Origin of the sequence: Flavobacterium salmonis (assembly GCF_903819435.1) — a bacterium.
Classification (GTDB): domain Bacteria; phylum Bacteroidota; class Bacteroidia; order Flavobacteriales; family Flavobacteriaceae; genus Flavobacterium; species Flavobacterium chungangense.
In genome coordinates, this window is record NZ_CAIJDP010000060.1 from 507,991 (window position 1) to 531,632 (window position 23,642).

General features: G+C 33.5%; 22 protein-coding genes and 1 riboswitch. Of the genes, 14 read left to right on the top strand and 8 right to left on the bottom strand.

Annotation, left to right across the window (positions count from 1 at the left end; genetic code table 11):
• Position 1 precedes the first annotated feature (1 nt).
• Entirely contained in the window at positions 2-925 is a 924-nt protein-coding gene (locus tag FLACHUCJ7_RS06965; RefSeq protein ID WP_180908394.1) for a carbohydrate kinase family protein, read from the top strand.
• A 54-nt stretch (positions 926-979) separates the two neighbouring features.
• On the opposite strand, the gene FLACHUCJ7_RS06970 is transcribed toward FLACHUCJ7_RS06965, so the two are convergent.
• Positions 980-3,097: a M3 family metallopeptidase gene (locus FLACHUCJ7_RS06970; RefSeq protein WP_180908395.1), complete on the bottom strand. Its 2,118-nt coding sequence runs from the start codon at positions 3,095-3,097 to the stop codon at positions 980-982.
• Between the two features lie 191 nt (positions 3,098-3,288).
• On the opposite strand from FLACHUCJ7_RS06970, the gene FLACHUCJ7_RS06975 reads away from it, so the two are divergent.
• From FLACHUCJ7_RS06975 to FLACHUCJ7_RS07025, 11 genes are all read left to right on the top strand, one after another.
• The gene (locus FLACHUCJ7_RS06975) at positions 3,289-6,972 is read left to right on the top strand and encodes a TraB/GumN family protein (protein ID WP_180908396.1); all 3,684 of its coding nucleotides are present in this window, start codon (positions 3,289-3,291) and stop codon (positions 6,970-6,972) included.
• Positions 6,973-7,026: 54 nt separating this feature from the next.
• Positions 7,027-7,695, top strand: a complete 669-nt coding sequence (locus FLACHUCJ7_RS06980; protein WP_078227231.1) for a queuosine precursor transporter — start codon at positions 7,027-7,029, stop codon at positions 7,693-7,695.
• A 5-nt stretch (positions 7,696-7,700) separates the two neighbouring features.
• Positions 7,701-8,270 (top strand): DNA-3-methyladenine glycosylase I, encoded by a 570-nt coding sequence (locus FLACHUCJ7_RS06985; protein ID WP_180908397.1) that lies wholly within the window; start codon positions 7,701-7,703, stop codon positions 8,268-8,270.
• 89 nt (positions 8,271-8,359) lie between these two features.
• Positions 8,360-8,456, top strand: a riboswitch (TPP riboswitch).
• A gap of 65 nt (positions 8,457-8,521) precedes the next feature.
• Complete coding sequence (gene thiS / locus FLACHUCJ7_RS06990; protein ID WP_078227229.1) at positions 8,522-8,728, top strand: sulfur carrier protein ThiS; 207 nt, start codon at positions 8,522-8,524, stop codon at positions 8,726-8,728.
• A gap of 212 nt (positions 8,729-8,940) precedes the next feature.
• A complete protein-coding gene (gene thiC, locus FLACHUCJ7_RS06995; RefSeq protein ID WP_180908398.1) occupies positions 8,941-10,764 on the top strand; it encodes a phosphomethylpyrimidine synthase ThiC in 1,824 nt (607 codons plus the stop codon).
• Between the two features lie 76 nt (positions 10,765-10,840).
• Positions 10,841-11,434, top strand: a complete 594-nt coding sequence (locus FLACHUCJ7_RS07000) for a thiamine phosphate synthase (protein ID WP_180908454.1) — start codon at positions 10,841-10,843, stop codon at positions 11,432-11,434.
• Complete coding sequence (locus tag FLACHUCJ7_RS07005) at positions 11,401-12,153, top strand: hydroxymethylpyrimidine/phosphomethylpyrimidine kinase (protein WP_180908399.1); 753 nt, start codon at positions 11,401-11,403, stop codon at positions 12,151-12,153. Before FLACHUCJ7_RS07000 ends, FLACHUCJ7_RS07005 begins: the two co-directional genes overlap by 34 nt.
• Positions 12,146-12,784: a thiamine phosphate synthase gene (locus tag FLACHUCJ7_RS07010; protein ID WP_180908400.1), complete on the top strand. Its 639-nt coding sequence runs from the start codon at positions 12,146-12,148 to the stop codon at positions 12,782-12,784. The genes FLACHUCJ7_RS07005 and FLACHUCJ7_RS07010 overlap by 8 nt, the downstream gene beginning before the upstream one ends.
• Complete coding sequence (locus FLACHUCJ7_RS07015) at positions 12,765-13,541, top strand: thiazole synthase (protein WP_180908401.1); 777 nt, start codon at positions 12,765-12,767, stop codon at positions 13,539-13,541. The genes FLACHUCJ7_RS07010 and FLACHUCJ7_RS07015 overlap by 20 nt, the downstream gene beginning before the upstream one ends.
• A 9-nt stretch (positions 13,542-13,550) precedes the next feature.
• A complete protein-coding gene (gene thiH, locus FLACHUCJ7_RS07020) occupies positions 13,551-14,687 on the top strand; it encodes a 2-iminoacetate synthase ThiH (RefSeq protein WP_078227223.1) in 1,137 nt (378 codons plus the stop codon).
• Positions 14,688-14,771: 84 nt separating this feature from the next.
• Complete coding sequence (locus FLACHUCJ7_RS07025; protein ID WP_180908402.1) at positions 14,772-15,482, top strand: HesA/MoeB/ThiF family protein; 711 nt, start codon at positions 14,772-14,774, stop codon at positions 15,480-15,482.
• On the opposite strand, the gene FLACHUCJ7_RS07030 is transcribed toward FLACHUCJ7_RS07025, so the two are convergent.
• The 4 genes from FLACHUCJ7_RS07030 to FLACHUCJ7_RS07045 all read right to left on the bottom strand — a co-directional run bounded on the left by FLACHUCJ7_RS07030 (position 15,479) and on the right by FLACHUCJ7_RS07045 (position 18,375).
• A complete protein-coding gene (locus FLACHUCJ7_RS07030) occupies positions 15,479-16,273 on the bottom strand; it encodes an MOSC domain-containing protein (protein WP_180908403.1) in 795 nt (264 codons plus the stop codon). The genes FLACHUCJ7_RS07025 and FLACHUCJ7_RS07030 overlap by 4 nt on opposite strands.
• Positions 16,274-16,912, bottom strand: coding sequence for a leucyl/phenylalanyl-tRNA--protein transferase (gene aat, locus FLACHUCJ7_RS07035; RefSeq protein ID WP_078227220.1), 639 nt, complete (start codon positions 16,910-16,912; stop codon positions 16,274-16,276).
• A 184-nt stretch (positions 16,913-17,096) separates the two neighbouring features.
• Complete coding sequence (locus FLACHUCJ7_RS07040) at positions 17,097-17,468, bottom strand: DUF3127 domain-containing protein (protein ID WP_031454386.1); 372 nt, start codon at positions 17,466-17,468, stop codon at positions 17,097-17,099.
• Positions 17,469-17,499: 31 nt separating this feature from the next.
• On the bottom strand, positions 17,500-18,375 hold the full coding sequence (locus FLACHUCJ7_RS07045) for a flavin reductase family protein (RefSeq protein WP_180908404.1): 876 nt from the start codon (positions 18,373-18,375) through the stop codon (positions 17,500-17,502).
• A 160-nt stretch (positions 18,376-18,535) separates the two neighbouring features.
• Here FLACHUCJ7_RS07045 and FLACHUCJ7_RS07050 point away from each other — a divergent pair, with 160 nt between their 5' ends.
• Positions 18,536-19,687, top strand: coding sequence for a sensor histidine kinase (locus FLACHUCJ7_RS07050; protein WP_078227217.1), 1,152 nt, complete (start codon positions 18,536-18,538; stop codon positions 19,685-19,687).
• Between the two features lie 33 nt (positions 19,688-19,720).
• Here FLACHUCJ7_RS07050 and FLACHUCJ7_RS07055 read toward each other — a convergent pair whose 3' ends face one another.
• Positions 19,721-20,110, bottom strand: coding sequence for an HIT family protein (locus tag FLACHUCJ7_RS07055; protein WP_078227964.1), 390 nt, complete (start codon positions 20,108-20,110; stop codon positions 19,721-19,723).
• A 10-nt stretch (positions 20,111-20,120) separates the two neighbouring features.
• Positions 20,121-20,597: a transcription elongation factor GreA gene (greA, locus tag FLACHUCJ7_RS07060; RefSeq protein ID WP_031454382.1), complete on the bottom strand. Its 477-nt coding sequence runs from the start codon at positions 20,595-20,597 to the stop codon at positions 20,121-20,123.
• Between the two features lie 157 nt (positions 20,598-20,754).
• Here greA and FLACHUCJ7_RS07065 point away from each other — a divergent pair, with 157 nt between their 5' ends.
• The gene (locus FLACHUCJ7_RS07065; protein WP_180908405.1) at positions 20,755-21,168 is read left to right on the top strand and encodes a Rieske (2Fe-2S) protein; all 414 of its coding nucleotides are present in this window, start codon (positions 20,755-20,757) and stop codon (positions 21,166-21,168) included.
• 51 nt (positions 21,169-21,219) lie between these two features.
• Here the strand turns inward: FLACHUCJ7_RS07065 and FLACHUCJ7_RS07070 are convergent, their stop codons facing one another.
• Positions 21,220-23,490, bottom strand: coding sequence for a TonB-dependent receptor (locus FLACHUCJ7_RS07070; RefSeq protein WP_180908406.1), 2,271 nt, complete (start codon positions 23,488-23,490; stop codon positions 21,220-21,222).
• Positions 23,491-23,642: the final 152 nt, after the last annotated feature.

The following is a 23,642-nucleotide window of genomic DNA, read 5'->3' on the forward strand; positions in this document are numbered from 1 at the left end:
AATGAAAAAGACAATCGACATTATATGTATCGGAGAATTACTCATTGACTTTATTGGCTATGAACTAAACACTCCTATTTCTAAAACAGAAAATTACGGCCGTTTTTTAGGTGGTTCGCCCACGAATGTAAGTATATATGGCTCAAAATTAGGATTAAAGACAGCCTTAGTCGCCAGTTGTGGCAACGATGGATTAGGGCATTTCATGTTAGAAAAATTAAACGAAAACCAGGTTATCACTACCTGCATACATAAAATTGATGACCAGTCTTCATCTGTTATTTTTGTCTCTAAATCAAATGAAACACCCGAATTTATTCCATACAGGCAAGCAGATTATCATATAACCGAAGCGCAGCTTCCGGATAGCTTACTTCAACAGTCTAAAATTTTTCATACCACTTGTTTTGCACTCAGTAAAAATCCGGCTCGTGAAACAATTTTGAAAAAAGCTAAAAAAGCAAATCAACTGGGTTTGCAAACCAGTATTGATCTTAATTATTCAGACAAAATATGGCCTGAGAGAGCCGAGGCCAAAGAGATTATCAAAGAATATTTAAGTACAAACCCGTTAATGAAATTAAGTGATGATGATTGTTTTCGATGGTTTAATGAAATCAAAAGTGACGATTACATTTTTGATTATTTTCAGAAACAGGGTGCATCCACTATTTGCTTAACAAAAGGAAAAAACGGAGTAGTGATATTTGATTCAAAATTAGGAATCATTACTAAAAAAGCCAATTTAGTCGAAAATATAAAAGACACTACAGGTGCCGGTGATGCATTCTGGACTGGCTTTTTGTATAGCAAACTAAAAGGGAAAGAACTACCGGAATGCATAAATACAGCCCAGGAACTTGCAGGTATTAAATTACAAAATATTGGAGAATTGCCTAATAACGTACAACTTAGAGAATTTTAACAAAAACGGTCCGTATTTTCATTCGGACCGTTTTTATTTTTGACAATTTATACTTTACTTTTTACCAATAAGAGGAAAATTTCTGGCTCGCATTAAAGCATCTGACTTAGGAGCTCTCCCTCTAAAGTTTTCATAAGCTTTTTCCTGATCAATAGTATTTCCTACACTAAAAACAGTATCATAAAGTCTTTTAGCTATTTCTTTATCGTAAGCTCCTTTTCCTTCAGTAAAAGCCTCCCACGCATCAGCATTGATGACATCTGCCCATAAATAACTATAATATCCCGCAGAATAACCATCTCCTGAAAAAATATGCCCGAATTGCGGAATGCGGTGACGCATTACAATTTCTGACGGCATATGAAGTGCATCTAACGTTTCTTTTTCAAATTTATGAGGATCGATAGTTGTTGTAGCTAAATGCAGTTTCATATCTATTAAAGAACTTGAAATCGTCTCTACAGTAGCAAATCCTTCACCAAAATTAGCCGCTTTTTCAATTCTGTCTACTAAAGCCTTAGGCAATGGCTGATTTGTTTTATAGTGCAATGCAAATTTATTCAATACTTCAGGAGTAGCCAACCAATGTTCTAACAATTGAGATGGAAATTCAACGTAGTCTCTTGCCACAGCTGTTCCTGCTAAACTTGGATAGGTTACATTTGAACATAATCCGTGAAGCGCATGGCCAAATTCATGAAATAAAGTCGAAGCATCATCCCATGAAATTAAAATTGGCTCGTTTTCAGCTCCTTTTATAAAATTACAATTATTCGATACAATTGTCAGTACATCACCATCTAATCTTTGTTGATTACGATATGCATTCATCCAGGCACCAGAACGCTTTCCCGCACGAGCATACGGATCAAAATACCATAACCCAACTATTTTACCTGTAGTTTTATTACTTACTTCCCAAACACGTACATCAGGATGATAAACAGGTACATTTGTAATTTGTTTGAAATTTAAATGAAATAATTCACCGGCAACCCAAAACATACCTTCTCGCAGATTTTCTAACTGCAAATAAGGCTTAACCTCATTTTGATCCAAATCATATTTTGCTTTTCTGACTTTTTCAGCATAATAACGGTAATCCCATGGCTGAATTTTGAATTTGCCTCCTTCAGCATCTACGATTTTCTGCATTTCAGCAACATCCTGATGTACTTTTTCTACATCCGGTTCCCAAACTGACATCATTAAATCCAACGTTTTTTGAGGATCTTTTGCCATTTTATTTGATAAACTCCAGTGAGCAAAAGTTGGAAAACCAAGTAGTTTTGCTTTTTGAGTTCTTAATTCTAAAATAGAAACCAAGGTTGTATTATTATCATTAGCGTTTCCGTTATCTCCTCTTTTTACGAAAATATCGAATGCTTTTTCTCTTAAATCTCTGCGAGTAGAAAAAGTCAAAAACGGCTCAATTGAAGAACGTGTGTTCGCTACACATCCTAAAGCATCTATTTTTCTTTCTTTTGCTTCAGCAATAGCGGCATTTTTTACTTCATTTGGCAAACCGTCAAAATCAGCTTCTGTTTTCAGTGCTACGTATTGATTTTGCTCTTCTGCTAATAAATTTTGACTAAAACGGGTAAAAAGCGATGCGAGTTCTTTGTTTGTTGCCGCTACTTTCTCTTTATCCTGATCGTTTAATTTTGCTCCCTGACGAACAAGATTGGTATAATACAACCAAATTAAACGCTGTTGTTCACTAGTTAATTTTTTACTTTCTTTAGCATTGTAAAGCGTTTCAACTCTTGTAAATAATTTTTTATTCTGATTAATTTTGTCACTAAACTCAGAAAATTTAGGTGACATTTCTCTGTCGATAGCACTAAATTCAGTACTGCTTAAATTCGATCTGTAAATCCCATAAACAGTAGAAACCTGATCCATCGTTTTTCCCGAACGCTCTAAGGCCGCAATTGTATTATCAAAAGTCGGTGCTTTTGGATTATTGGCAATGGCATCAATTTCATTTAATTTTTCCTGAATAGCAAATTCAATTGCCTGTTTAAAATCCGAAACCTTGTATTCATTAAAAGCTGGTACACCTCCGTAAGGTCCTGTCCATTTTTTAAGCAAAGGATTATCTCCTTTGTTTTGTGCATTTATCGCAAAAAAAGCTGTTCCCATGAGAAAAATTGATATTAATTTTTTCATATTGTTATTTTGAATTAGTAATACTTCAAAAGTATCCAAAATTTACCAATCCGAAGTGATTTTTAACATCCGCAAAAATCCTTTTAGTTTTAAGAAATCAATTCTATTAAAGATAGAAAAAATTAAATGCATAAACAATTTGCCCTTATTCTATTCTATATTTGTTTATCAAAACCATTAAACCTATCCCATTGAAAAAATTACTTTTTATTTTATTATTGACAACTTCATTTGTTCAGGCTCAAAACAAAAGCTTATTTTGGGAAATATCCGGCAACGGATTAAGCAAAAACTCTTACTTATATGGCACAATGCATGTTAATGATAAAGTCTCTTTTCATTTGTCTGACTCCTTTTTCAAAAATCTTTTAGGTTCTGATATTGTCGCTAATGAGAGCAATCCCGAGACTTGGACTGATCTGAATAGCCTGATGAAAAACGATAATAATTATAATCTGTATACCAAATTTTATACAGAATTCTATTTATTGCCAACAACAAAAGAGGATATAAAAACCATTTTTAATAATGATAATGCTCGCTTTTTCAGAAGCATGCTGTCTGGTGTAGAAGGAGAACAAGCCGATTTTCAAGAAAATACAGTCTTAGATATGTTTATATTTCAAACCGGTAAAAAATACAAAAAAAGAATTGTGGGTCTGGAAAATGCAAAAGAATCCATGCTTTCTATTCTTCAGATAGCTGATGAAGATGCAAAACCAAAAGAAGAGAATAAAGTCGCCTTAACAAAAATTCTAAAAAACAGAAACCCGACAGAGGTTCTTAAGGAGTACTACAGAGAAAAAGATATTGTGATGCTGGATTCTATCTATAAATTGATGTTTTCAAAAAAAGCCCACGATGCGCTTATTGTAAACCGCAATAAAATCATGACCAACAGTATTGATTCTATTGCCAAAACAGGAAGTTTATTTTCTGCTGTAGGAGCAGCACATCTGGCAGGAAATGATGGCATTATTGAGCTTTTAAGACTCAAAGGCTACACAGTAAAACCCATAATAGACATTTTTACGGATAATGGGAAAAATCAGAAAAAGACAATTGAAGCCTATTTTCCCAACCCTAATTTTGTTTCTTCGAATACAAGGGACAAAATGGTGCAAATGCCATTATACAAAACTACAATAGAAGAAAATGAAATTTTAGAATCTCCGGATTTTACTAATGGCGGCGCTGTAACAATTAAAAGAATTCCATTAAATTATTTCCTGAAAAGTGATGACATTCGATACAACGCTAAGTCATTGGACAGTTTGTTTTTCGAAAAAATAGCCGGAGATATTATTGAGAAAAAATATTTTGAACAAACGAATTATTCAGGATATGATATAAAAAATATTACTAAAACGGGCAATAGCCAGCACTCAAAATTTTACATAACTCCATTAGAAATTATTTCTGTTTCTATGACAGGTCCTGCAAATTATGTTCGTCAATATGAAAATGAAGTTTTTGATAATATAAAGATAAAACCTTTTAAAAATGAATGGGAGAAGATAAAAGCGGTAAAAGGCGGATTTGAAATAGAAGTTCCTTTTTTTAATTCTGTTTTTGGAAATAGTGTCGAAAAAGGAACCAATGTTGATATTCAGGGATATGATAATCAGGAAAAAGGGTATTATTTTTTAAAGGAAAAAACGTTAAACGACACTCATATATTAGAAAATTCCGAGTACGAACAAAAACAGATCCATTACCAGTTTTATTTACAGCATAATCAGGATTCTACGAACACTCATTATAATAAAATCGATAACTCTTTTGTTTCTTCGGCTAAAATTGGAGAAAGAAATCTAAAATTAAAAACATTAGTTGCGGGAAATAAATATTATTTACTGGGAACGGTAAATGCATCAGAGACAAATACAAACCGATTCTTTAATTCGTTTTTGATCAAACCTTTTGATTATAAATCAAAAACAAAAATATTAATCGATTCCACCGCAAATTATACAATAGAAATTCCTGAAAAAGAAAATGAAAATTTGTTTTTAAAACTAAATGCAAAAAAATATGAAGCAAAAAATGCTTTTAGAGAAGTGAATCAATTTCAGGTTTTCAACTCCGAAACCGGTAAAAAAATAAATCTTCAATATTACAAATACCACAAATATGAACGTAACTTACCCATTGATTCTATCCAAAATAAGCTTAAAAAAGAGTTCTTAAAACAATTTGAAAGTAACTATGACGAAGATTATTATGATCAAGATGAAGATGAAGCATACGCAAATACAAATTCATTATTAAAAACTGAATTATATGAAAAGAAAGGGTTTTCAAAATCACTTTGGGATAAAATACTGTCTGACAAAAAAGATAAGTATGAATTCATAAGTGAAAACACCACTTTTAACAAAGAAGAAAACAGTTATATTATCAATGCTTTAGTGTCTAAACCTGATGCGGTTCAGGCTATTAAATACAAGGCTCTTTATAAAAACAATACTTATTACTTACTAAGCACGCTGGTAGAAAAAAACTACAAAAACGATGATTCATTCATAGAAAAGACTTTTAATTCTCTGGCTTTAGCAAAAAACATAAAAAATGAAGCTAATGAAGACAAGGTGAAGCTTTTTATAGAAGATGCCAAAAGCGAAAAAGATACCATTCGTTATTCTGCTCTAAAATCAATAAACAATCTGGACATTACAAAAGATGATTTTGAAAACATTACTAATTTCATAAACACTTTTAATTTTAAAGAAAATGAAGCAGATGCTATTGCTGCACTTGTAGAAAAATTAGGTGAGATAAATGATAACAGAGTGATTCCTTTTCTTGAAAATTATTATAAAAAAGAATCAACCAAAACTGATGTACAGATTAGTATTCTAAAAAGCATTGCACTTCAAAAATCAAAAGCAGGATACAAAAAAATAAATGAATTGCTAGAATATGATTTGCCTGTTTCAGATAATCAATACGAAATAACAAGTCTTTTTTATTTCTTTCAAAGTGACCCCGAAAACAGTAAGGAATTATTTCCTGAAATTTTTCAGTATTACAGCATAAAAGAATATAATAAACCCATCATTGATTTCTGCAATTTACTATTGGAAAAGAAATTAATATCTGTCAATAAAATAAAAGCATTCAAAAAAATAATCCTCACCAACACAAAACTCGAATACAAAAGAGTTGCAAGCTGGAATCAAAAAAACAAGGTAAATGATGATGCTTTAGAATCCGAAGAGCTAATCGACTACACTGAGCCTACAGAGTCATTAGCTGATTTAATAAATTATACCAATTTAATATACAATTATGCTGACGACAATGCTGTAAAAGAAATCATTAAAAAAATAAAAAAACTTGATATTCCGGAATTAAATATAGAATTAGCCAGATTAGGAATCATTCATAACAAATTAAGCAATTCAGAAATTGAAGCGTTTTTGAAAAACCCCAAAACACAATTTGCAACCATCAATTTGTTGTTAAATCAAAATAAAAAAGACCAAATAAATTTTACAGAGGAAGAAATTTCGAAATCTGCAGTTGTAAATTTTCAAAATTTATCTAAAAATGATTCTATTTCCTTATTAGAAAACAAAATAATTGAAAAGAACAATCACGAAATTTCATTTTATTTTTATGAAATCAAAAGAAAAAGCAATGAAATTGAATTACAAAAAAAACAATTGTATACAATAGCCTTCATAAACGAAAATAAAAAAATAAACCCATTGGCTTTTAAAGCATTCAATATGATTTTTATAAATGATGAAGATGAACTAGAAAAAAAGTATGAGATGATTATTAATGAATTCTTAAATGTAAATCATCCGAGAGCAAGCTTTGAAAAAGAAAAAACAACAAACGAAATAATTCTTGATGAAGGATATTAAATTAATTTCACTTAAATAAGTAACTTTGATAATCTGAATCTATATAATAAGTTTATGTTTAAAACCAAAAAAGAGATCGTTTTTGTAATTCTGGCAGGAATTTTTATAACTAATGCTGTTGTAGCTGAGCTTATTGGAGGAAAATTAATTCAGATTGGACCATTCGTAATGAGCATCGGGATTTTACCCTGGCCAATTGTTTTTCTAACCACAGATCTAATCAATGAATATTTTGGCGAAAAAGGCGTTAAAAAACTTTCTTTCATAACAGCCTGCTTAATAGCTTATGCCTTTCTAATATTATTTATGGCTATAGTAATTCCCGCTGCAAAAGGAATAAGTCCGGTAAATGATGAACAATTTCAAGCAGTTTTTGGGCAAAGTATGTGGATTATTGTCGGTAGTTTAATAGCCTTTATGGTATCTCAATTAATAGACGTTTGGATATTTTGGTTTTTTAAAAGAAAAACCGGAGAAAAAAAAATATGGCTTAGAGCAACCGGATCAACAGTAATTTCACAGTTATTTGACTCTTTTATAGTACTTGGAATCGCTTTTTGGCTTCCGGGAAAAATTGATTTTGACACTTACATTTCTTCAGGATTAACGGGTTATGTTTTTAAACTTTCAGTTGCCGTGTTACTAACTCCCTTAATTTATCTTGGACATCATTTGATTAAAAAATATCTGGAAAAGGACGAAAACAAAAATGTTCCAAATTAATAACAATGGTTACACAAAATCCTCTAAGATGCAGCTGGTGCACTTCCAGCGATTTATATAAAAAATACCATGACGAAGAATGGGGCGTTCCCGTTTACGATGACCCTACTCTATTCGAATTTTTAATTCTTGAAACTTTTCAGGCTGGATTAAGCTGGATAACCATTTTAAACAAAAGAGAAAATTTCAGAATCGCTTTTGATCATTTTGACTATAAAAAAATTGCCGATTATTCTGAAGAAAAAATCGAAGAATTACTGCAGAATACCGGAATAATCCGAAATAAACTGAAGATAAAAGCGGCCGTTTCAAACGCACAGGCATTTATAAAAGTTCAGTATGAATTTGGAAGTTTCTCAGAATATATCTGGAAATTTACTAACGGAAAACCAATCATAAACCATCCAAAAACCTCAAAAGACGTTCCCGCTACTACTCCGCTTTCTGACGAAATCAGTAAAGATTTAAAAAAAAGAGGCTTTAAATTTGTAGGCTCAACAGTAGTTTACGCACACATGCAAGCCACCGGAATGGTCAATGATCACGCCGAAGATTGCTGGACAAGAACAAAATAAAACATCAAAATTTTCAGTTTACATAAACAACATGAAACCTGAAACTTGAAACTTTTTTAAACTTTCAAACAAAAAAAACCTATATTTGCTTCACACTTTAGGGGTGTCTGCATCGCGCAGGCTGAGATTTTACCCTCTGAACCTGATCTAGTTCATACTAGCGTAGGGAAAAGTAAGATGACTTCTTCACGCATTTTTATGCGAAATTGTAGCCATTCCTAACGTGTCACTATACACTAAATTCAAAAGGAATGGAACTAAAAATCAACCAACAAATCAAACAATTCAATGCTGAATCGCTTAGCGTTCAATCATTGCTCGATCTCGAAATTCCAAACAAACAAAACGGAATCGCCGTTGCCATTAACAATACCGTTGTTCCAAAAATAAACTGGAGTCAACACTTTGTATCCGAAACTGACGAAATCCTGATTATTTCTGCCACTCAGGGAGGATAATTAGGCTGCACGAACGGGCTATCCATTACAAGTCCGCAGTCGTCAACCACAAAAACATAGTCATAAAAAAGCTTCCGCTGGTCGCTTTTTTACTCCTTGTTTTTTACGGTTTTCTCCTTTACGGGCTTTACACTTCTATCCCTGGCAGAAAACGGCTAAGAGAAATTTAAATTTTCAATCAAAATAACAATAGTAATTCAAATCTAAAAAGAATGAATCAGGAAGAACAAATATCCAGAACTCCATTTCCGAACTCTAAGAAAATATACATAAATGGTGAAATTCATCCCATAAAAGTCGCCATGCGCGAGGTAATTCTAAGCGATACGAAACTTTCAAATGGCGGAATTGAAAAAAATCCACCCGTAACCGTTTACGATACTTCAGGACCTTACACTGACCCAAATATTGAAATCGACATTCGAAAAGGGCTTCCGCGACTGCGTGAAAATTGGATTTTAGAACGAAACGATGTCGAAATCCTAAACGAAATAACCTCAGATTACGGACAAACCCGTCTAAAAGACGAAAGCCTTAATCATCTGCGTTTTGAATATTTACATCAGCCAAAACGTGCAAAAAAAGGCGCAAACGTAACACAATTGTATTACGCCAAACAAGGTGTCATCACTCCTGAAATGGAATATATTGCGATTCGTGAAAACCAAAGAATCGAACTTTTAAATGAACAAACCAAAGCGATGCAATGTCAGCACCACGGTCACAGTTTTGGTGCCAATACCCCAAAAAGCAAAATCACACCCGAATTTGTACGCTCAGAAGTTGCCTGTGGAAGAGCCATTATCCCAAACAACATCAATCATCCTGAAAGCGAACCTATGATTGTGGGACGTAACTTTTTGGTAAAAATAAATGCCAATATTGGCAACAGTGCCGTGACTTCCAGCATCGAAGAAGAAGTTGAAAAGGCAGTTTGGGCCTGCCGTTGGGGAGCTGACACGATAATGGATTTATCAACAGGGAAAAACATTCACGAAACCAGAGAATGGATTATTCGTAATTCGCCGGTTCCAATTGGTACTGTACCGATTTATCAGGCTTTGGAAAAAGTAAAAGGAATTGCTGAAGATTTAACCTGGGAGGTATTTCGCGATACATTAATTGAACAAGCAGAACAAGGTGTTTCGTATTTTACAATTCATGCAGGTGTTTTATTGCGTTACATTCATCTGACTGCTGATCGCGTTACCGGAATCGTTTCCCGTGGCGGATCGATTATGGCAAAATGGTGTTTATTTCATCATAAAGAAAACTTTTTATACACCCATTTCGAGGAAATCTGCGAAATCATGAAACAGTATGATGTCGCTTTTTCTCTTGGTGACGGTTTACGTCCTGGCTCGATTGCAGATGCTAATGATGCAGCTCAATTTGCCGAATTGGAAACGCTGGGAGAATTGACAAAAATTGCATGGAAACATGATGTGCAGGTTTTTATTGAAGGCCCCGGACACGTTCCGATGCACATGATTAAGGAAAATATGGATAAGCAATTAGAACATTGCCATGAAGCTCCGTTTTACACTCTTGGACCATTGACAACTGATATTGCACCGGGTTACGACCATATTACATCAGCAATTGGAGCTGCCATGATTGGTTGGTACGGCTGTGCGATGTTATGTTATGTTACACCTAAAGAGCATCTTGGCTTGCCCAACAAAAAAGACGTTAAAGATGGTGTTATCACTTATAAAATTTCCGCACATGCCGCTGATTTGGCAAAAGGGCATCCGGGAGCACAATATCGCGACAATGCCTTAAGTAAAGCGCGTTTTGAATTCCGCTGGGAAGATCAGTTTAATTTGTCATTAGATCCGGATACTGCAAGAGAATTTCATGATGAAACACTTCCTGCTGATGGTGCAAAAGTCGCCCATTTCTGTTCGATGTGCGGACCAAAATTCTGCTCTATGAAAATATCTCAGGAGATTCGTGATGTGGCTGCCGCCGAAAAAGGGATGCAGGAGAAATCAGAAGAATTTATTGAACAAGGGAAAGAGATTTACATATAATGTGAGATGATATTTGTAAAATGTGAAAAGAATTCATTTTCACATTTTACATCTCACAGAAAACATTTTACGAAATATGATTGTAATTACAAATCCTTCTGCTGTTGCAGATGAAATAGGGATTATTGATTCTTTATTTGAGGAAGGATTGTCTTTGCTTCATATTCGGAAACCTAATTTTTCAGAAGTAGAAACAGCAAAATTTATTCATCAGATAAAACATCAATATCGGGAAAATCTGGTTTTGCATCATCATCATCAAATTGCAGCTGACTTTGGGATTAACAGAATTCATTTTTCAGAAACAGAAAGAAAAAAAATGATCAATTTTACTGAGCTATCTGATTTCGTCTTGTCAACTTCAACGCATTCGATTGAAGATTTCAATGCTTTGAAAAACATTTTTGAATATGCTTTTTTGAGTCCTGTATTTCCTAGTATTTCAAAGAAAAATTACAGTTCACAAACCAATCTTTTTGAAGCAATAAAACAGAGAGAAAATTTTAATACCAAAATAGTTGCTTTAGGCGGAATTTATTCGGGTAATATTGAGCAGCCTCTTCAAAATGGTTTTGATAATATTGCTCTTTTAGGTACCATCTGGAATAGTCCCAATCCAATCAAAAATTTTAAACTATGTCAAAAAATCGTCCTTTCGCTCTCAGCATAGCAGGTTTAGATCCTTCGGGAGGAGCCGGAATTTTAGCCGATACTAAAACTTTTGAACAGCATCAGGTACAGGGATTAGCTATAAGTACAGCAAATACAATTCAAACCGACTGTAAATTCTACGAAATTGAATGGACATCACTTGATTTTGTATTACGCTCTATAAAAAAGTTATTCAAAAACTATTCAATAAAATCGGTTAAAATTGGCATTGTTCCTTCCTTTTTTTATTTAAATGAAGTTGTTTCCTTAATTAAAAAATTAAATCCGAGTACAGTTATTGTTTGGGATACTGTATTAAAATCCTCGACGGAATTTGAGTTTTTAACAATTGAAAACCAAGCAGATTTACAAAAAACATTGTCAAAAATTGATTTAATAACACCCAATTATGAGGAAATACTTCAGCTTTATCCCAATTTTATTTCTGAAAAACTTTGGGTAAAAAATGAACTTCCAACTGCTATTTTATTGAAAGGCGGTCACAATCACACAGCTTTGGGCACTGATTATTTATTTCTGAAAAGCAATCTGATAGAACTCTCGCCCACTAAGATTAATTTCCAACCAAAACATGGATCAGGCTGTGTTCTGTCTTCAGCAATTGCTGCAAATTTAGCTTTGGGTTATGACTTAAAAACCTCATGTTTAGAAGCTAAAGTATATATCGAAAAGTATTTAAATTCCTCATCAACTCTAATTGGCCATCATAATGTTTAACAAATTACAATATATCTCACAAGGCGAAACGGCCGAAAAGCAATTATACAACATTCATCAGGCTCTGGATGCAGGCTGTGACTGGATACAAATGCGATTCAAGAATCAAACTCCTGAAAAACGATTTGTTTTAGCTGAAGCAGTAAAAGTTTTATGCGAAGAATACCTGGCAAATTTCATTGTTAATGATGATGTTATACTCGCCCAGAAAATTGGAGCAGATGGTGTGCATTTAGGTCTAACAGATATGAGTATTCCAGGAGCAAGAGCTATTTTAGGAAACAGAAAAATTATTGGTGCAACCGCAAATACTTTTGAAGATGTCCTCATCCAGTCTAAAAACGGCTGCGATTATATTGGCTTAGGGCCTTTTCAGTTTACGGAAACTAAAGAAAAATTAAGCCCGATTTTAGGTGCTGAAGGTTATGTTTCAATTCTGAATAAAATGAAAACTCAAAACATTTTGACACCCGTTTATGCGATTGGCGGAATCACTTTAGAAAACATAGAAATTCTTGTAAAAACAGGTATTCATGGCATTGCCGTTTCCGGAATGATCACAAAAAGTCCTGAAAAACAAAAACTGGTTCAACAACTTAACGACAAATTATATGCAAACGTCATTATTTAAAATTGGAGATAAAATCCTTACCTCTCGTTTATTTTTGGGAACAGGAAAATTCGGTTCAAACCTGCAAATGGAAGAAGCCATTTTAGCTTCTGAAAGCGAATTGGTAACAGTCGCCTTAAAACGCATTGATCTCGAAACAGATACTGATGCTATTTTATCGCATTTACAGCATCCCAACATCAATTTATTACCCAATACATCAGGTGCCAGAAATGCAAAAGAGGCTGTTTTTGCTTCGCAATTAGCACGTGAAGCCCTCGAAACCAAATGGGTTAAACTTGAAATTCATCCAGATCCAAAATATCTAATGCCTGATCCGATTGAGACTTTAAAAGCTACAGAAGAGCTTGCAAAACTTGGTTTTTTTGTTTTGCCTTATATTCATGCCGATCCTGTTTTATGCAAACATTTAGAGAATGCAGGAACAGCGGCTGTCATGCCTTTAGGTTCACCAATTGGAAGCAACAAAGGTTTAAAAACAATTGATTTTTTAGAAATTATTATCGACCAAAGTAATGTTCCTGTAATTGTAGATGCCGGAATAGGCGCTCCATCTGATGCTGCAAAAGCTATGGAAATTGGTGCAGATGCCGTTTTAGTTAATACTGCAATTGCTGTCGCCGGTAATCCGAAACTAATGGCAGAAGCTTTTAAAGAAGCTGTAATCGCCGGAAGAAAAGCATTTGAGGCTAAAGTCGCTAATCAGCAAAATTATGCAGTTGCTTCTAGTCCGTTGACTGCTTTTTTATATGACTAAAACAATACAATGAAAACATTCAAATCTGTTTTTGAAAATTATGATTGGGAAACCATTCAATCTAAAATATATCAGACCTCATCAAAAGATGTTGCGTATTCCTTGTCCAAAACCAAACGTAATCTTGATGATTTTTTAGTTCTGATTTCTCCAGCAGCACAAAATTATTTAGAGCAAATGGCACAGGAATGCCATGAAATTACTAAAAAACGTTTTGGCAAAACCATTCAAATGTATGCTCCTCTTTATTTAAGTAACGAATGTCAAAATATCTGTACGTATTGCGGTTTTAGTTTAGATAATAAAATCAAGCGAAAAACACTTTTAGACTCTGAGATAAAACTCGAAGTTGAGGCCTTGAAAAATCTTGGTTTTGATCATGTTTTATTGGTTACTGGTGAAGCTAATTACACTGTCAATATTAATTACTTTCTGAATGCAATTGATTTAATCAGAGAGCAATTTTCTATTATTTCTGTAGAAGTTCAGCCTCTTTCTACTGAAGAATACCAACGTTTGCATGAAGCAGGGGTTTATTCTGTTTTGGTTTATCAGGAAACATATCATCAGGAAGTATACAAAAAATATCATACAAAAGGTAAAAAATCCAATTTTGATTTCAGGCTTGAAACTCCTGACCGAATTGGAACTGCCGGAATTCATAAAATTGGTTTGGGCGTTTTATTAGGTTTGGAAGATTGGCGTACAGATAGTTTTTTTAATGCATTACATCTTGATTATCTTCAAAAGAAATATTGGCAGACCAAGTATTCAGTTTCATTTCCGAGACTTCGCCCTGCTGAAGGCATTATCGAACCCAATTTTATTATGGATGATAAAGATCTGACACAGTTAATCTGCGCTTATCGTTTATGGAATGAAGATCTTGAAATTTCTATTTCGACTCGTGAAAACGAAAAATTCAGAAACAATATTATTCCGATTGGCGTAACAAGCATGAGCGCAGGATCTAAAACCAATCCCGGGGGGTATGTTGTTGACCCTCAATCGCTGGAACAATTTGAAATTAGTGACGAACGTTCTGCAAGAGAAATTGCCGAAGTCATTACTAAAAAAGGTTATGAACCTGTTTGGAAAGATTGGGATAAAAATTTTAGTCCGAAAGTCGAAAGTCATAAAGTCTAAAAGCATCTAATCGACTCTTTTCAGTTATTTTATTTTCACATCTTTTTATCCCAAATTTAACTTTCAACTTTAGACTTACAAATAATGAGTATCATACAAGAATTTTTACGTTATAACCGACAAACGATTCTTCCTGAAATTGGCGATGAAGGTCAGGAAAAACTCAAAAAGGCACGGGTTTTAGTAATTGGTGCAGGCGGTTTAGGCTGTCCAATCCTACAATATATAGCAACGGCCGGAGTAGGCTTTGTTGGAATAATGGATTTTGATATTATCGAAATTCACAATTTACATCGACAAATTTTATATACTGAGAACGAAATTGGCCAGGAAAAAGCTATTGTAGCCAAAAATGTTATTTCGAAACTGAATCCTTTAATAATAGTTGAAGCAATTCGTGAAAAATTAACACCTGAAAATGCATCAAAAATTATCCAGCAATATGATATTGTGGTTGATGGCTCTGATAATTTTACGACTCGTTATTTGATAAACGATACTTGTGTTGAACTTCAAAAACCTTTAGTTTATGGAAGTATTTTAAAATTCGAAGGACAAGTAGCTGTTTTTAACCATAACGGAAGTAAAAATCTACGTGATTTATTTCCTGAAATGCCAAATCCAAAAGATGTTCCGAATTGCAACCTCAACGGAGTTTTAGGAACTTTACCCGGAATTATTGGTACGATGATGGCACACGAAACACTAAAATTAATTTTGGAATTACCAACCTTAAAAAATGAACTGGTACTTTTTAATACTTTGAATTATAGCTTTACAAAATTGTATTTTTAGTAAACAACTTCATCGCCAACCTGAATTATTCCGGGATTCAAACCAACAATGTTGATTCCGAATAAAACAGAATTATTAACATTTCTATATTTACTCAAAGTTTTTAGAGGTTCTTTTTTTACAACACCATTCTGCGGATCATTGTTAACCATAATACATCTTCCGCAGGGTTTTACATTTTTAAACTGAATTTTTCCAATTTTAAACTGCTCAAAATTATCTTCCTCGTGAGGGGTTTGAGTACTAATAACAATATTAGGACGAAATCTTTTTACAGTTATTTTTTCTTCTAATTTATTATTCAAAAAATCCAAACTTTTTGTCCCGATTAGTAAATATGGATAAGCATCTGCAAAACTCACATTATATGTTTCTTTTGACCTTGAACTTTCATGTTTGCGATCTCCTGCTTTAATGATTTTTACCAATTTGCATCCAAATCCTAAATGCTCGCTAAACCATTTTGAAGTCGTCTTATTTACTTCGAAAACAAAACTTTTATCATCCCACACTTTTGTATAAATCTGATCTTCTAAGTGTTCACTGATTGAAAATTCATGTTCATGACCCTGAAAAGTAATCGTGATTTTTCCGTTTGAGATTTCAGGATAAAACTGGCTCAAAACAGGATATTCTCTTTGAGTTATAAGTTGATTATCTGTGTCAATGAGCATCCATCTTCGATCATTTTCAAAACCCATTTCTTCAGCAAAAGCTTGCTGACAGCTAATTCCGGCAAGGCTTTTTATCGGATAAATATAAATTTCTTTTACAATGTAAACAGCACTCATTTATTTACTTTTTAAAATAGACATAAAATCGTCACGATCAATTTCGCGGCATCCTAAACTCTCTAAATGGGGATTATAAACCTGACAGTCTAATAACTTATACTTTTCTGTTTTTAAATAATTCGCCAAAACTATAAAAGCTACTTTAGAAGCATTTGAAACTTTAGAAAACATACTTTCACCACAGAAAACATGGCCCAAATCGATTCCGTATAAACCTCCAACTAAAATATCATCCTGCCAAACCTCTACCGATTTTGCAATTCCTTCTTTGTTTAATTTGCAATAGGCATCGATCATTTCGTTTGAAATCCACGTTCCGGTTTGTCCATCACGTTTTATCTTTTGGCAATTTGAAATAACATCTGCAAAGTTCTGATTAAAAGTAACTTTAAACTGATTTCGCTTCAAAATAGTACGCATACTTTTTGAAACAACCAATTCATCTAAAAACAAAACCATTCTTGGATCAGGAGACCACCACAGAATGGGTTCACCTTCATTGAACCATGGAAAAATTCCGCTTTTGTAAGCTAACTGTAATCTTTCCGAATTTAAATCTCCGCCAATTGCCAGAATACCATCTTTATCAGCTTCAGAAACCGGTGGAAAAAATAAATCTTTATCTACGTAATACATTTTAAAAAATCAATTTCAATAACAATAGCAATTTCAAACTTCCATAATCTTTCTTTGTGAAGTTACTTGTGCTATTTCTCATTTTAGTCGAAATGACAAAACTAACTCAAAAATAAAATTCCAAATCCCAAATACACATTCATGATTTGGAATTTGGAATTTAATTATTAGTATTTAACCTTTTTTAGAAAGGTAAATCGTCCGGTTCGTCTTCGTTTAAATTTGTTGCCGGAGCAAAAGCTTCTGCAGCTGGCATTGGAGGCGTTTGCCCAGGACCTTCAGGTGCTAATCTTTCAATTCTCCAACCTTGAATACTATTGAAATATCTGGTTTCTCCTTGTGGATTAACCCATTCTCTTCCTCTTAAATTGATAGAAACTTTCACAGCCTCACCTTGCTTGTAGCTGCTTAATAAATCGCATTTATCTTGTGTAAATTCGACTAAAATATGCTGTGGATACTGCTCATCTGTAGTCACGACCAATTCTCTTTTTTTGAATGACGCACTAACCTGCTGTTCCGGATTAACTACTTTTACTTTTCCTATAACTTCCATCTTCTTCTATATTAATTTATTATTTCGTTTCTTATTTCTTTGCTAAAAGCACTTTCCAAGCCGATTCAACATCGTCATTATTCAGGTATTTTTTGGCTTCTAAATGTATTTTTTCCTGATCATCGGAGCTTAAAACTCCCTTAACAGAAAAATTTTCTTTCACAAATATACTAACTTCTTCTGTTGTAGGCAAGGCTTCAATATTGCCTAATTTTCCAAGATCATTTCCGTTGAAAACAGGGCTTTCCCTGATGAAACCTGGAATTACATCCACACCAACACCTAAAGTTGTCAGTGGTTTTTGTACTTCAAAAAGTCCCTGATTCGATCTTGAATACCAATTATTTCCTAATCTTGAAACCAAATCTATTTTATGCTGATCAATGACTCCGTTTGCATCTAAAACGGATTCGTGAATATGAATTTTTACCACTTCACAAAGAATCAGGTTTCCTGCTCCTCCTTCTGATCCCAGCGGAATAATCTGCGTGACTTTGCATTCAAACTGTACCGGAGATTCCTTTACGCGATACGGTTTTACCAAATCTGAAGGAATTTGTGTTAATCCTGCTTTTATAAATTCGTTTACTCCCTCGCCATATTCTGTACTGGCTAATGATGTTTGCTGAACCAAATCATAATTGACCACATTAATTACGACTTCACGAGTAGCTTCGGCATTGATCAAGGTGTGTTTAATCGTATTATCACGTACACGTCTTGAAGGCGAAAAAACCAAAATTGGCGGGTTGGCACTAAACACATTAAAAAAACTAAAAGGCGATAAATTCGGAATTCCTTTTGCGCTAATTGTACTGGCAAAAGCAATTGGTCTCGGGCCAATAGCACTTTGCAGGTAGCCTTGCAATTTTGCTGTTGGTATCTCTTTTGGATTAATGCTAATCATATTCTTTGTTTTTTAACTGAATCCCGTTTCAGCAAATACAAAAGTATAGAAATCGTTTCTGCCAAAGAAATAGTTTTAGGCTTAAAAACAAAAATCTTTAAACATTCACAAAATATTAAATGTGTTTATTTCGTTATATTTATAGCTCAAAAATTACCCTATGCATTTTTCTGAAAGCAGAAATACGACACGTTGGATTATTATTTTTATTTCCTTTTCAATCATTTCACTGATACTTTGGAATACCTATACCTTTTTTCAAATATTCAAAAACGAAGAGCGATTGAAAATGAATATTTTGGCCAATGCGCAAAAAACCATTATCAACGCGGATGAATATACTGACCTTGATTTGCCTCTGGAAATCACAAACAGTAATTCTTCAGTACCGGTAATGTTGGTGATGTACGACAAAGTGATTAATTCCAAGAATGTTCCTGATGAAATCCTAAATGATAAAGAAAAATTTAAGTCCTATTTAAATAAATTAAAAAATGAAAATGAGCCTATTATTTTTGAATACGCTCCGGGAAAACACCAACAATTGTATTACGGAAATTCGGCATTACTTAATAAACTTAAATATTACCCGATTGCTCTATTATTGATTATTTTTTTGTTTGCCGCTTTAATTTATAATTTCTACAGAAGTACCAAAATAGCTACTCAAAATAAACTTTGGGCAGGAATGGCTAAGGAAACTGCTCATCAAATTGGAACTCCTCTTTCTTCTTTAATTGGTTGGGTCGAAATATTAAAAACTGAAGAAATTGATCAGACAATCACATCTGAAATTGAAAAAGATGTTGAACGTTTGCAGACAATTACTGATCGTTTCTCTAAAATTGGTTCTGTTCCTGTTCTTGAAAACCATGATGTTGTTCAAGAAACCTTACAAACTTTTGAGTATTTACAATCACGTTTTTCAAAACAGGTTACCTTTTCGTATCAAACTCCGGGTAAACCTATTTTTGCATTAATTAATCCAATACTTCATAGCTGGACTATTGAAAATCTGGTAAAAAATGCCATTGATGCCATGAAAGGAAAGGGAACTTTAGATCTCCAAATTGAGCAGGACAATCATCATGTAAAAATAAACATAAAGGATTCCGGAACCGGAATTTCTAAAAAACAATTCAAAACTATTTTTGAACCCGGATTTACAACAAAAAAACGCGGCTGGGGATTAGGACTTTCTTTAACCAAAAGAATCGTTGAAGAATATCACAGTGGAAAAATTAAGGTTTTACATTCTGAAATTGGCAAAGGAACTACGTTTCAGATTTCATTAAATAAAAAAGTGCAGTGAACTGCACTTTTTAAATTTTTATTTCTTTCTATATTACAAATTTGCCTGAATCCTTTTTGCCAAAGCTTCAAATTCATCTTTAGAAAGTGAAACTTTATTCACAAAGCGCATTTCATCCATTTCATTTAGCGGAATAAGATGTACGTGCGCATGAGGAACTTCTAAACCAACAACTGCAATACCCACTCTTTTGCAGGGAACTGTTTTTTCTAAAGCAATTGCAATCTTCTTAGAAAATTTCATTAGACCCAGATACAATTCATCCTCTATGTCAAAAATCTTATCTATTTCTTGTTTTGGTATACAAAGAGTGTGTCCTTTTGCATTTGGATTTACATCTAAAAATGCAAGAAAATTATCGTCTTCGGCAATTTTGTAGGCCGGAATTTCTCCGTTGACTATTTTTGTGAATATGGAACTCATTGTTTTAGGTTTAATCTCTGGAAATTTCAAGGATTTCAAATTTCAAAACACCATTTGGTACTGTAATTTCAGCTACTTCTCCAACAGATTTCCCAAGTAAACCTTTTCCGATAGGAGATGTCACTGAAATTTTGCCGGTTTTTAAATCAGCTTCACTTTCTGCAACAAGCGTATATTTCATTTCCATTCCGTTGCTTTGATTTTTGATTTTTACATTCGATAAAACCAATGCTTTCGAAACATCTAATTGTGATTCATCAATTAATCGGGCATTAGAATACACTTCTTCGAGTTTAGAAATTCTCATTTCCAACAAACCTTGTGCTTCTTTTGCTGCATCATATTCGGCATTTTCAGATAAATCTCCCTTATCTCTTGCTTCTGCTATATCCTGAGATGCTTTTGGACGCATCACACTTTTTAAGTGTTCCAACTCCTCTTTTAATTTTTTTAACCCTTCTGCTGTATAATAAGATACTTTACTCATAACTTCATCGTTTATATAAATACAAAAAATCCCATCAGGACGGGATTTTTCTTATTACAAATATACTATTATTTTTTACAGTACATAATTATATGTTAATGATATAGAATTCAAAAGCAAATAAATTATTTTTGTCTCACTAATTCCCTTTAAAACAATGAAAAAACTCTCGCTTTTTATACTATTTGTTTCTGTACTTTTTTCGTGTAGTGATAATGATATAAATAATAAAAACCCTTATATTCCAAAATATCCTGTAAATTTTACAATAGATATGAACTTACCGGCTTACTCTAATCTAAAATATGTCAGTAACGGCGTTATTATTTCAAGCTATGGTGCGAAAGGGGTTATTATCTTTAATGCCGGAAGCGGGTATAATGCTTTTGATGCAGCGTGTCCTAATCAGGCCTTAACTTCTTGTACTGCTATGACTATTAGCGGTATTAATGCAGTTTGTTCCTGTGATGATTCAGAATACAGCTTGTTTACAGGTTTAGGCGGAAAAGAATATCCTCTGATACAGTATCGTGTTGAAGTAAGCGGAACTATAATTCATGTTTATAACTAAAATATAAAAGCCTGAAAGTTTTAAATTTTCAGGCTTTTATATTTTAGTTTTTTAAAATTTCAATGTCAATCCGACTAAGAAGTTAGTTCCTGCCTGCGGATAATAACCTACACCCTCCATAGTCTTAACTGCCGGAGGATTAGAGTAATCATCATCGAAGGTGTAGAAAAACCCATTACTTTCGTACTTTAAATTAAAGATATTATTAACTAAAGCCGATATCATTATTGATTTGAAAACTTTATTTGTTTTGAATTCAAACGATGCATTAAAATCATTTACAAAATAACTGTCCAGCTTTGAAAGTTCCGAATCTATATTCCCCATAAATTGTTCACCCACAAATTTAGATAATAACGATAATTGCAAGCTTTTAACTGGCATAAAAGTCAAACGATTCCCGGCAATTATATTAGGAGAAAAAGCGATATTGGTTTCTCTCAAATTTTGCAAAACACCATCTCTTGTAAAATAAAAGTCTTTATTTTTGTTTTGACTTAAAGTAACATTAGGCTGTAAAAACCATTTTTCTGAAAGCTTTAGTGTTGCATCAATCTCAATTCCTGCTCTGTAACTGTCACCACTATTGGCACGAAGAGGAGAACCGACATCGTTTAATTCTCCCGTTAAAACCAACTGGTCTTTGTATCCCATATAATAGAAATTGGTATTGAGTTGAAAGTTGTCTGAATTGAATCTCCATCCTAACTCAAAATCATTTAATTTTTCCGGTCTTACATTTCCGCCTTCATAATCGTCTCTATTTGGTTCGCGATTAGCTCTTGCATAAGAGAAATACAATGTGTTTTTTGCATTGATTTGAAAGTTGAAACCTGCTTTAGGATTAAAGACATTGAATTTATCATCTACTAATCCTGTATCAGAACTATTGGCTTTGTAAGTCACTCTTCTGTATTGTAAATCTCCATAGAAACTTAATTTGTCTGTTAACTGATAATTTGCTTTTGCAAAAATATTCCCATCCTTTTTTGTTGAAAAATCATTATAATAAATATCTCCTTGTTCACTTTGGGTTGCATATCTTGCCCAGATTATTTTTCCAAAATGATCCCCTTCATATTTGTTCCAGCCTCCACCAAAGATAATATCCAGCTTTTCTTCTTTGTATTTTACTGAAAAGGTGGTTCCATAAAAATCATTGTCCAGCCATTTTTGTCGAATTAAATCAGTTGAATTTACTTGTTTCCCATCAACTGTTATTGGAGTAAATCCTAAAAAATCAAATGAGGTTTCGTTACTAAACAATACATTTTGAAAATACCAATCATCTGCATATTCTTCATAATAACCTTTTCCTTTTGTGTAATGAAAAGCCAAATTGGTGCTCCATTTGTCCGAAAATGATTCACTCCAATGCAGCTGATAATGATCCTGCTGGTAATTATCAGTTTGATTTTCATAAAAACCTTCGGAAACACCTGTGTCATTGTATTTTTGACCTATCGAATTAAAAGTTCTGTCCTTTTTTAAAGTTACGGCATCAATTCCGTTCCAGGATTGATATGTCTTTTCAGTTCCGCCAAAAACCAATGCTTTAATTAAAGTTGTTTTACCAACATAGGTTCCCTGTAAAAAATACGATTTTAAATCAGAACTTGCTCTGTCAACGTATCCATCAGATTTAATAGTTGATAAACGTCCGGCCAATTCAAAATGATCGTTTAGCAAACCTGTGCTGAATTTCACAGTATTTTTATTCGAATTAAAACTTCCATAAGAACTTGAGATTTCACCATTTGCTTTTGTAGCATAATTATCTGTCAGCATGTTCAAACTGGCGCCAAAAGCGCCCGAACCATTTGTTGATGTTCCAACACCACGCTGCAATTGCAGACTTTCTACCGATGAAGCAAAATCGGGCATGTTTACCCAAAATGTTCCCTGACTTTCGGCATCGTTATATGGAATTCCGTTTATGGTAATATTCACTCTTGTAGCATCGCTTCCACGTACACGAATTCCTGTGTAGCCCATTCCGTTTCCGGCATCAGAAGTCGTTACTACTGATGGCAGATAGTTCATCAAAATTGGAATATCCTGACCCAGATTTCTGGTTTTTATGTCTTTTTTGTCTAGATTACTAAAACTCACCGGCGTTTTTGTAGTGACACGAACTGCCGAAACCAATACATTATCCAATTGATTAACTTTGGTTGAATCCTGCTCCTGTGCGATAGAAAAAAGAGAATAGAAAAAAGAGAATAGAAAAAAGAAAAAAGACTTGTAATTTGTCAATTTTTGGCTTTTAAAAACTTTGCAGCTTTGAGACTTTGCAGCTTTGAGACTTAAATAGGTTTTCATCCGTAAATAATTACGAATAAAAGGGGGAATTATTCTTTTGGTTAAATTAATAAATGTGTTCCCGACAAAATATAATGCAAACTAAAATTGTCGTTTTTTCCCTTAGCAACATTACTTGCTCAGGTTCTTTGGGTATGATCTCAGCTCGTTAT

Excerpts from the sequence above, each read along its gene's own strand:
- FLACHUCJ7_RS06965 (WP_180908394.1), top strand. The coding sequence starts at position 2 with ATGAAAAAGACAATCGACATTATATGTATCGGAGAATTACTCATTGAC.
- FLACHUCJ7_RS06970 (WP_180908395.1), bottom strand. The coding sequence starts at position 3,097 with ATGAAAAAATTAATATCAATTTTTCTCATGGGAACAGCTTTTTTTGCG.
- FLACHUCJ7_RS06980 (WP_078227231.1), top strand. The coding sequence starts at position 7,027 with ATGTTTAAAACCAAAAAAGAGATCGTTTTTGTAATTCTGGCAGGAATT.
- FLACHUCJ7_RS06985 (WP_180908397.1), top strand. The coding sequence starts at position 7,701 with ATGGTTACACAAAATCCTCTAAGATGCAGCTGGTGCACTTCCAGCGAT.
- thiS (WP_078227229.1), top strand. The coding sequence starts at position 8,522 with ATGGAACTAAAAATCAACCAACAAATCAAACAATTCAATGCTGAATCG.
- thiC (WP_180908398.1), top strand. The coding sequence starts at position 8,941 with ATGAATCAGGAAGAACAAATATCCAGAACTCCATTTCCGAACTCTAAG.
- FLACHUCJ7_RS07000 (WP_180908454.1), top strand. The coding sequence starts at position 10,841 with ATGATTGTAATTACAAATCCTTCTGCTGTTGCAGATGAAATAGGGATT.
- FLACHUCJ7_RS07005 (WP_180908399.1), top strand. The coding sequence starts at position 11,401 with ATGTCAAAAAATCGTCCTTTCGCTCTCAGCATAGCAGGTTTAGATCCT.
- FLACHUCJ7_RS07010 (WP_180908400.1), top strand. The coding sequence starts at position 12,146 with ATGTTTAACAAATTACAATATATCTCACAAGGCGAAACGGCCGAAAAG.
- FLACHUCJ7_RS07015 (WP_180908401.1), top strand. The coding sequence starts at position 12,765 with ATGCAAACGTCATTATTTAAAATTGGAGATAAAATCCTTACCTCTCGT.
- thiH (WP_078227223.1), top strand. The coding sequence starts at position 13,551 with ATGAAAACATTCAAATCTGTTTTTGAAAATTATGATTGGGAAACCATT.
- FLACHUCJ7_RS07025 (WP_180908402.1), top strand. The coding sequence starts at position 14,772 with ATGAGTATCATACAAGAATTTTTACGTTATAACCGACAAACGATTCTT.
- FLACHUCJ7_RS07030 (WP_180908403.1), bottom strand. The coding sequence starts at position 16,273 with ATGAGTGCTGTTTACATTGTAAAAGAAATTTATATTTATCCGATAAAA.
- aat (WP_078227220.1), bottom strand. The coding sequence starts at position 16,912 with ATGTATTACGTAGATAAAGATTTATTTTTTCCACCGGTTTCTGAAGCT.
- FLACHUCJ7_RS07040 (WP_031454386.1), bottom strand. The coding sequence starts at position 17,468 with ATGGAAGTTATAGGAAAAGTAAAAGTAGTTAATCCGGAACAGCAGGTT.
- FLACHUCJ7_RS07045 (WP_180908404.1), bottom strand. The coding sequence starts at position 18,375 with ATGATTAGCATTAATCCAAAAGAGATACCAACAGCAAAATTGCAAGGC.
- FLACHUCJ7_RS07050 (WP_078227217.1), top strand. The coding sequence starts at position 18,536 with ATGCATTTTTCTGAAAGCAGAAATACGACACGTTGGATTATTATTTTT.
- FLACHUCJ7_RS07055 (WP_078227964.1), bottom strand. The coding sequence starts at position 20,110 with ATGAGTTCCATATTCACAAAAATAGTCAACGGAGAAATTCCGGCCTAC.
- greA (WP_031454382.1), bottom strand. The coding sequence starts at position 20,597 with ATGAGTAAAGTATCTTATTATACAGCAGAAGGGTTAAAAAAATTAAAA.
- FLACHUCJ7_RS07065 (WP_180908405.1), top strand. The coding sequence starts at position 20,755 with ATGAAAAAACTCTCGCTTTTTATACTATTTGTTTCTGTACTTTTTTCG.
- FLACHUCJ7_RS07070 (WP_180908406.1), bottom strand. The coding sequence starts at position 23,490 with ATGAAAACCTATTTAAGTCTCAAAGCTGCAAAGTCTCAAAGCTGCAAA.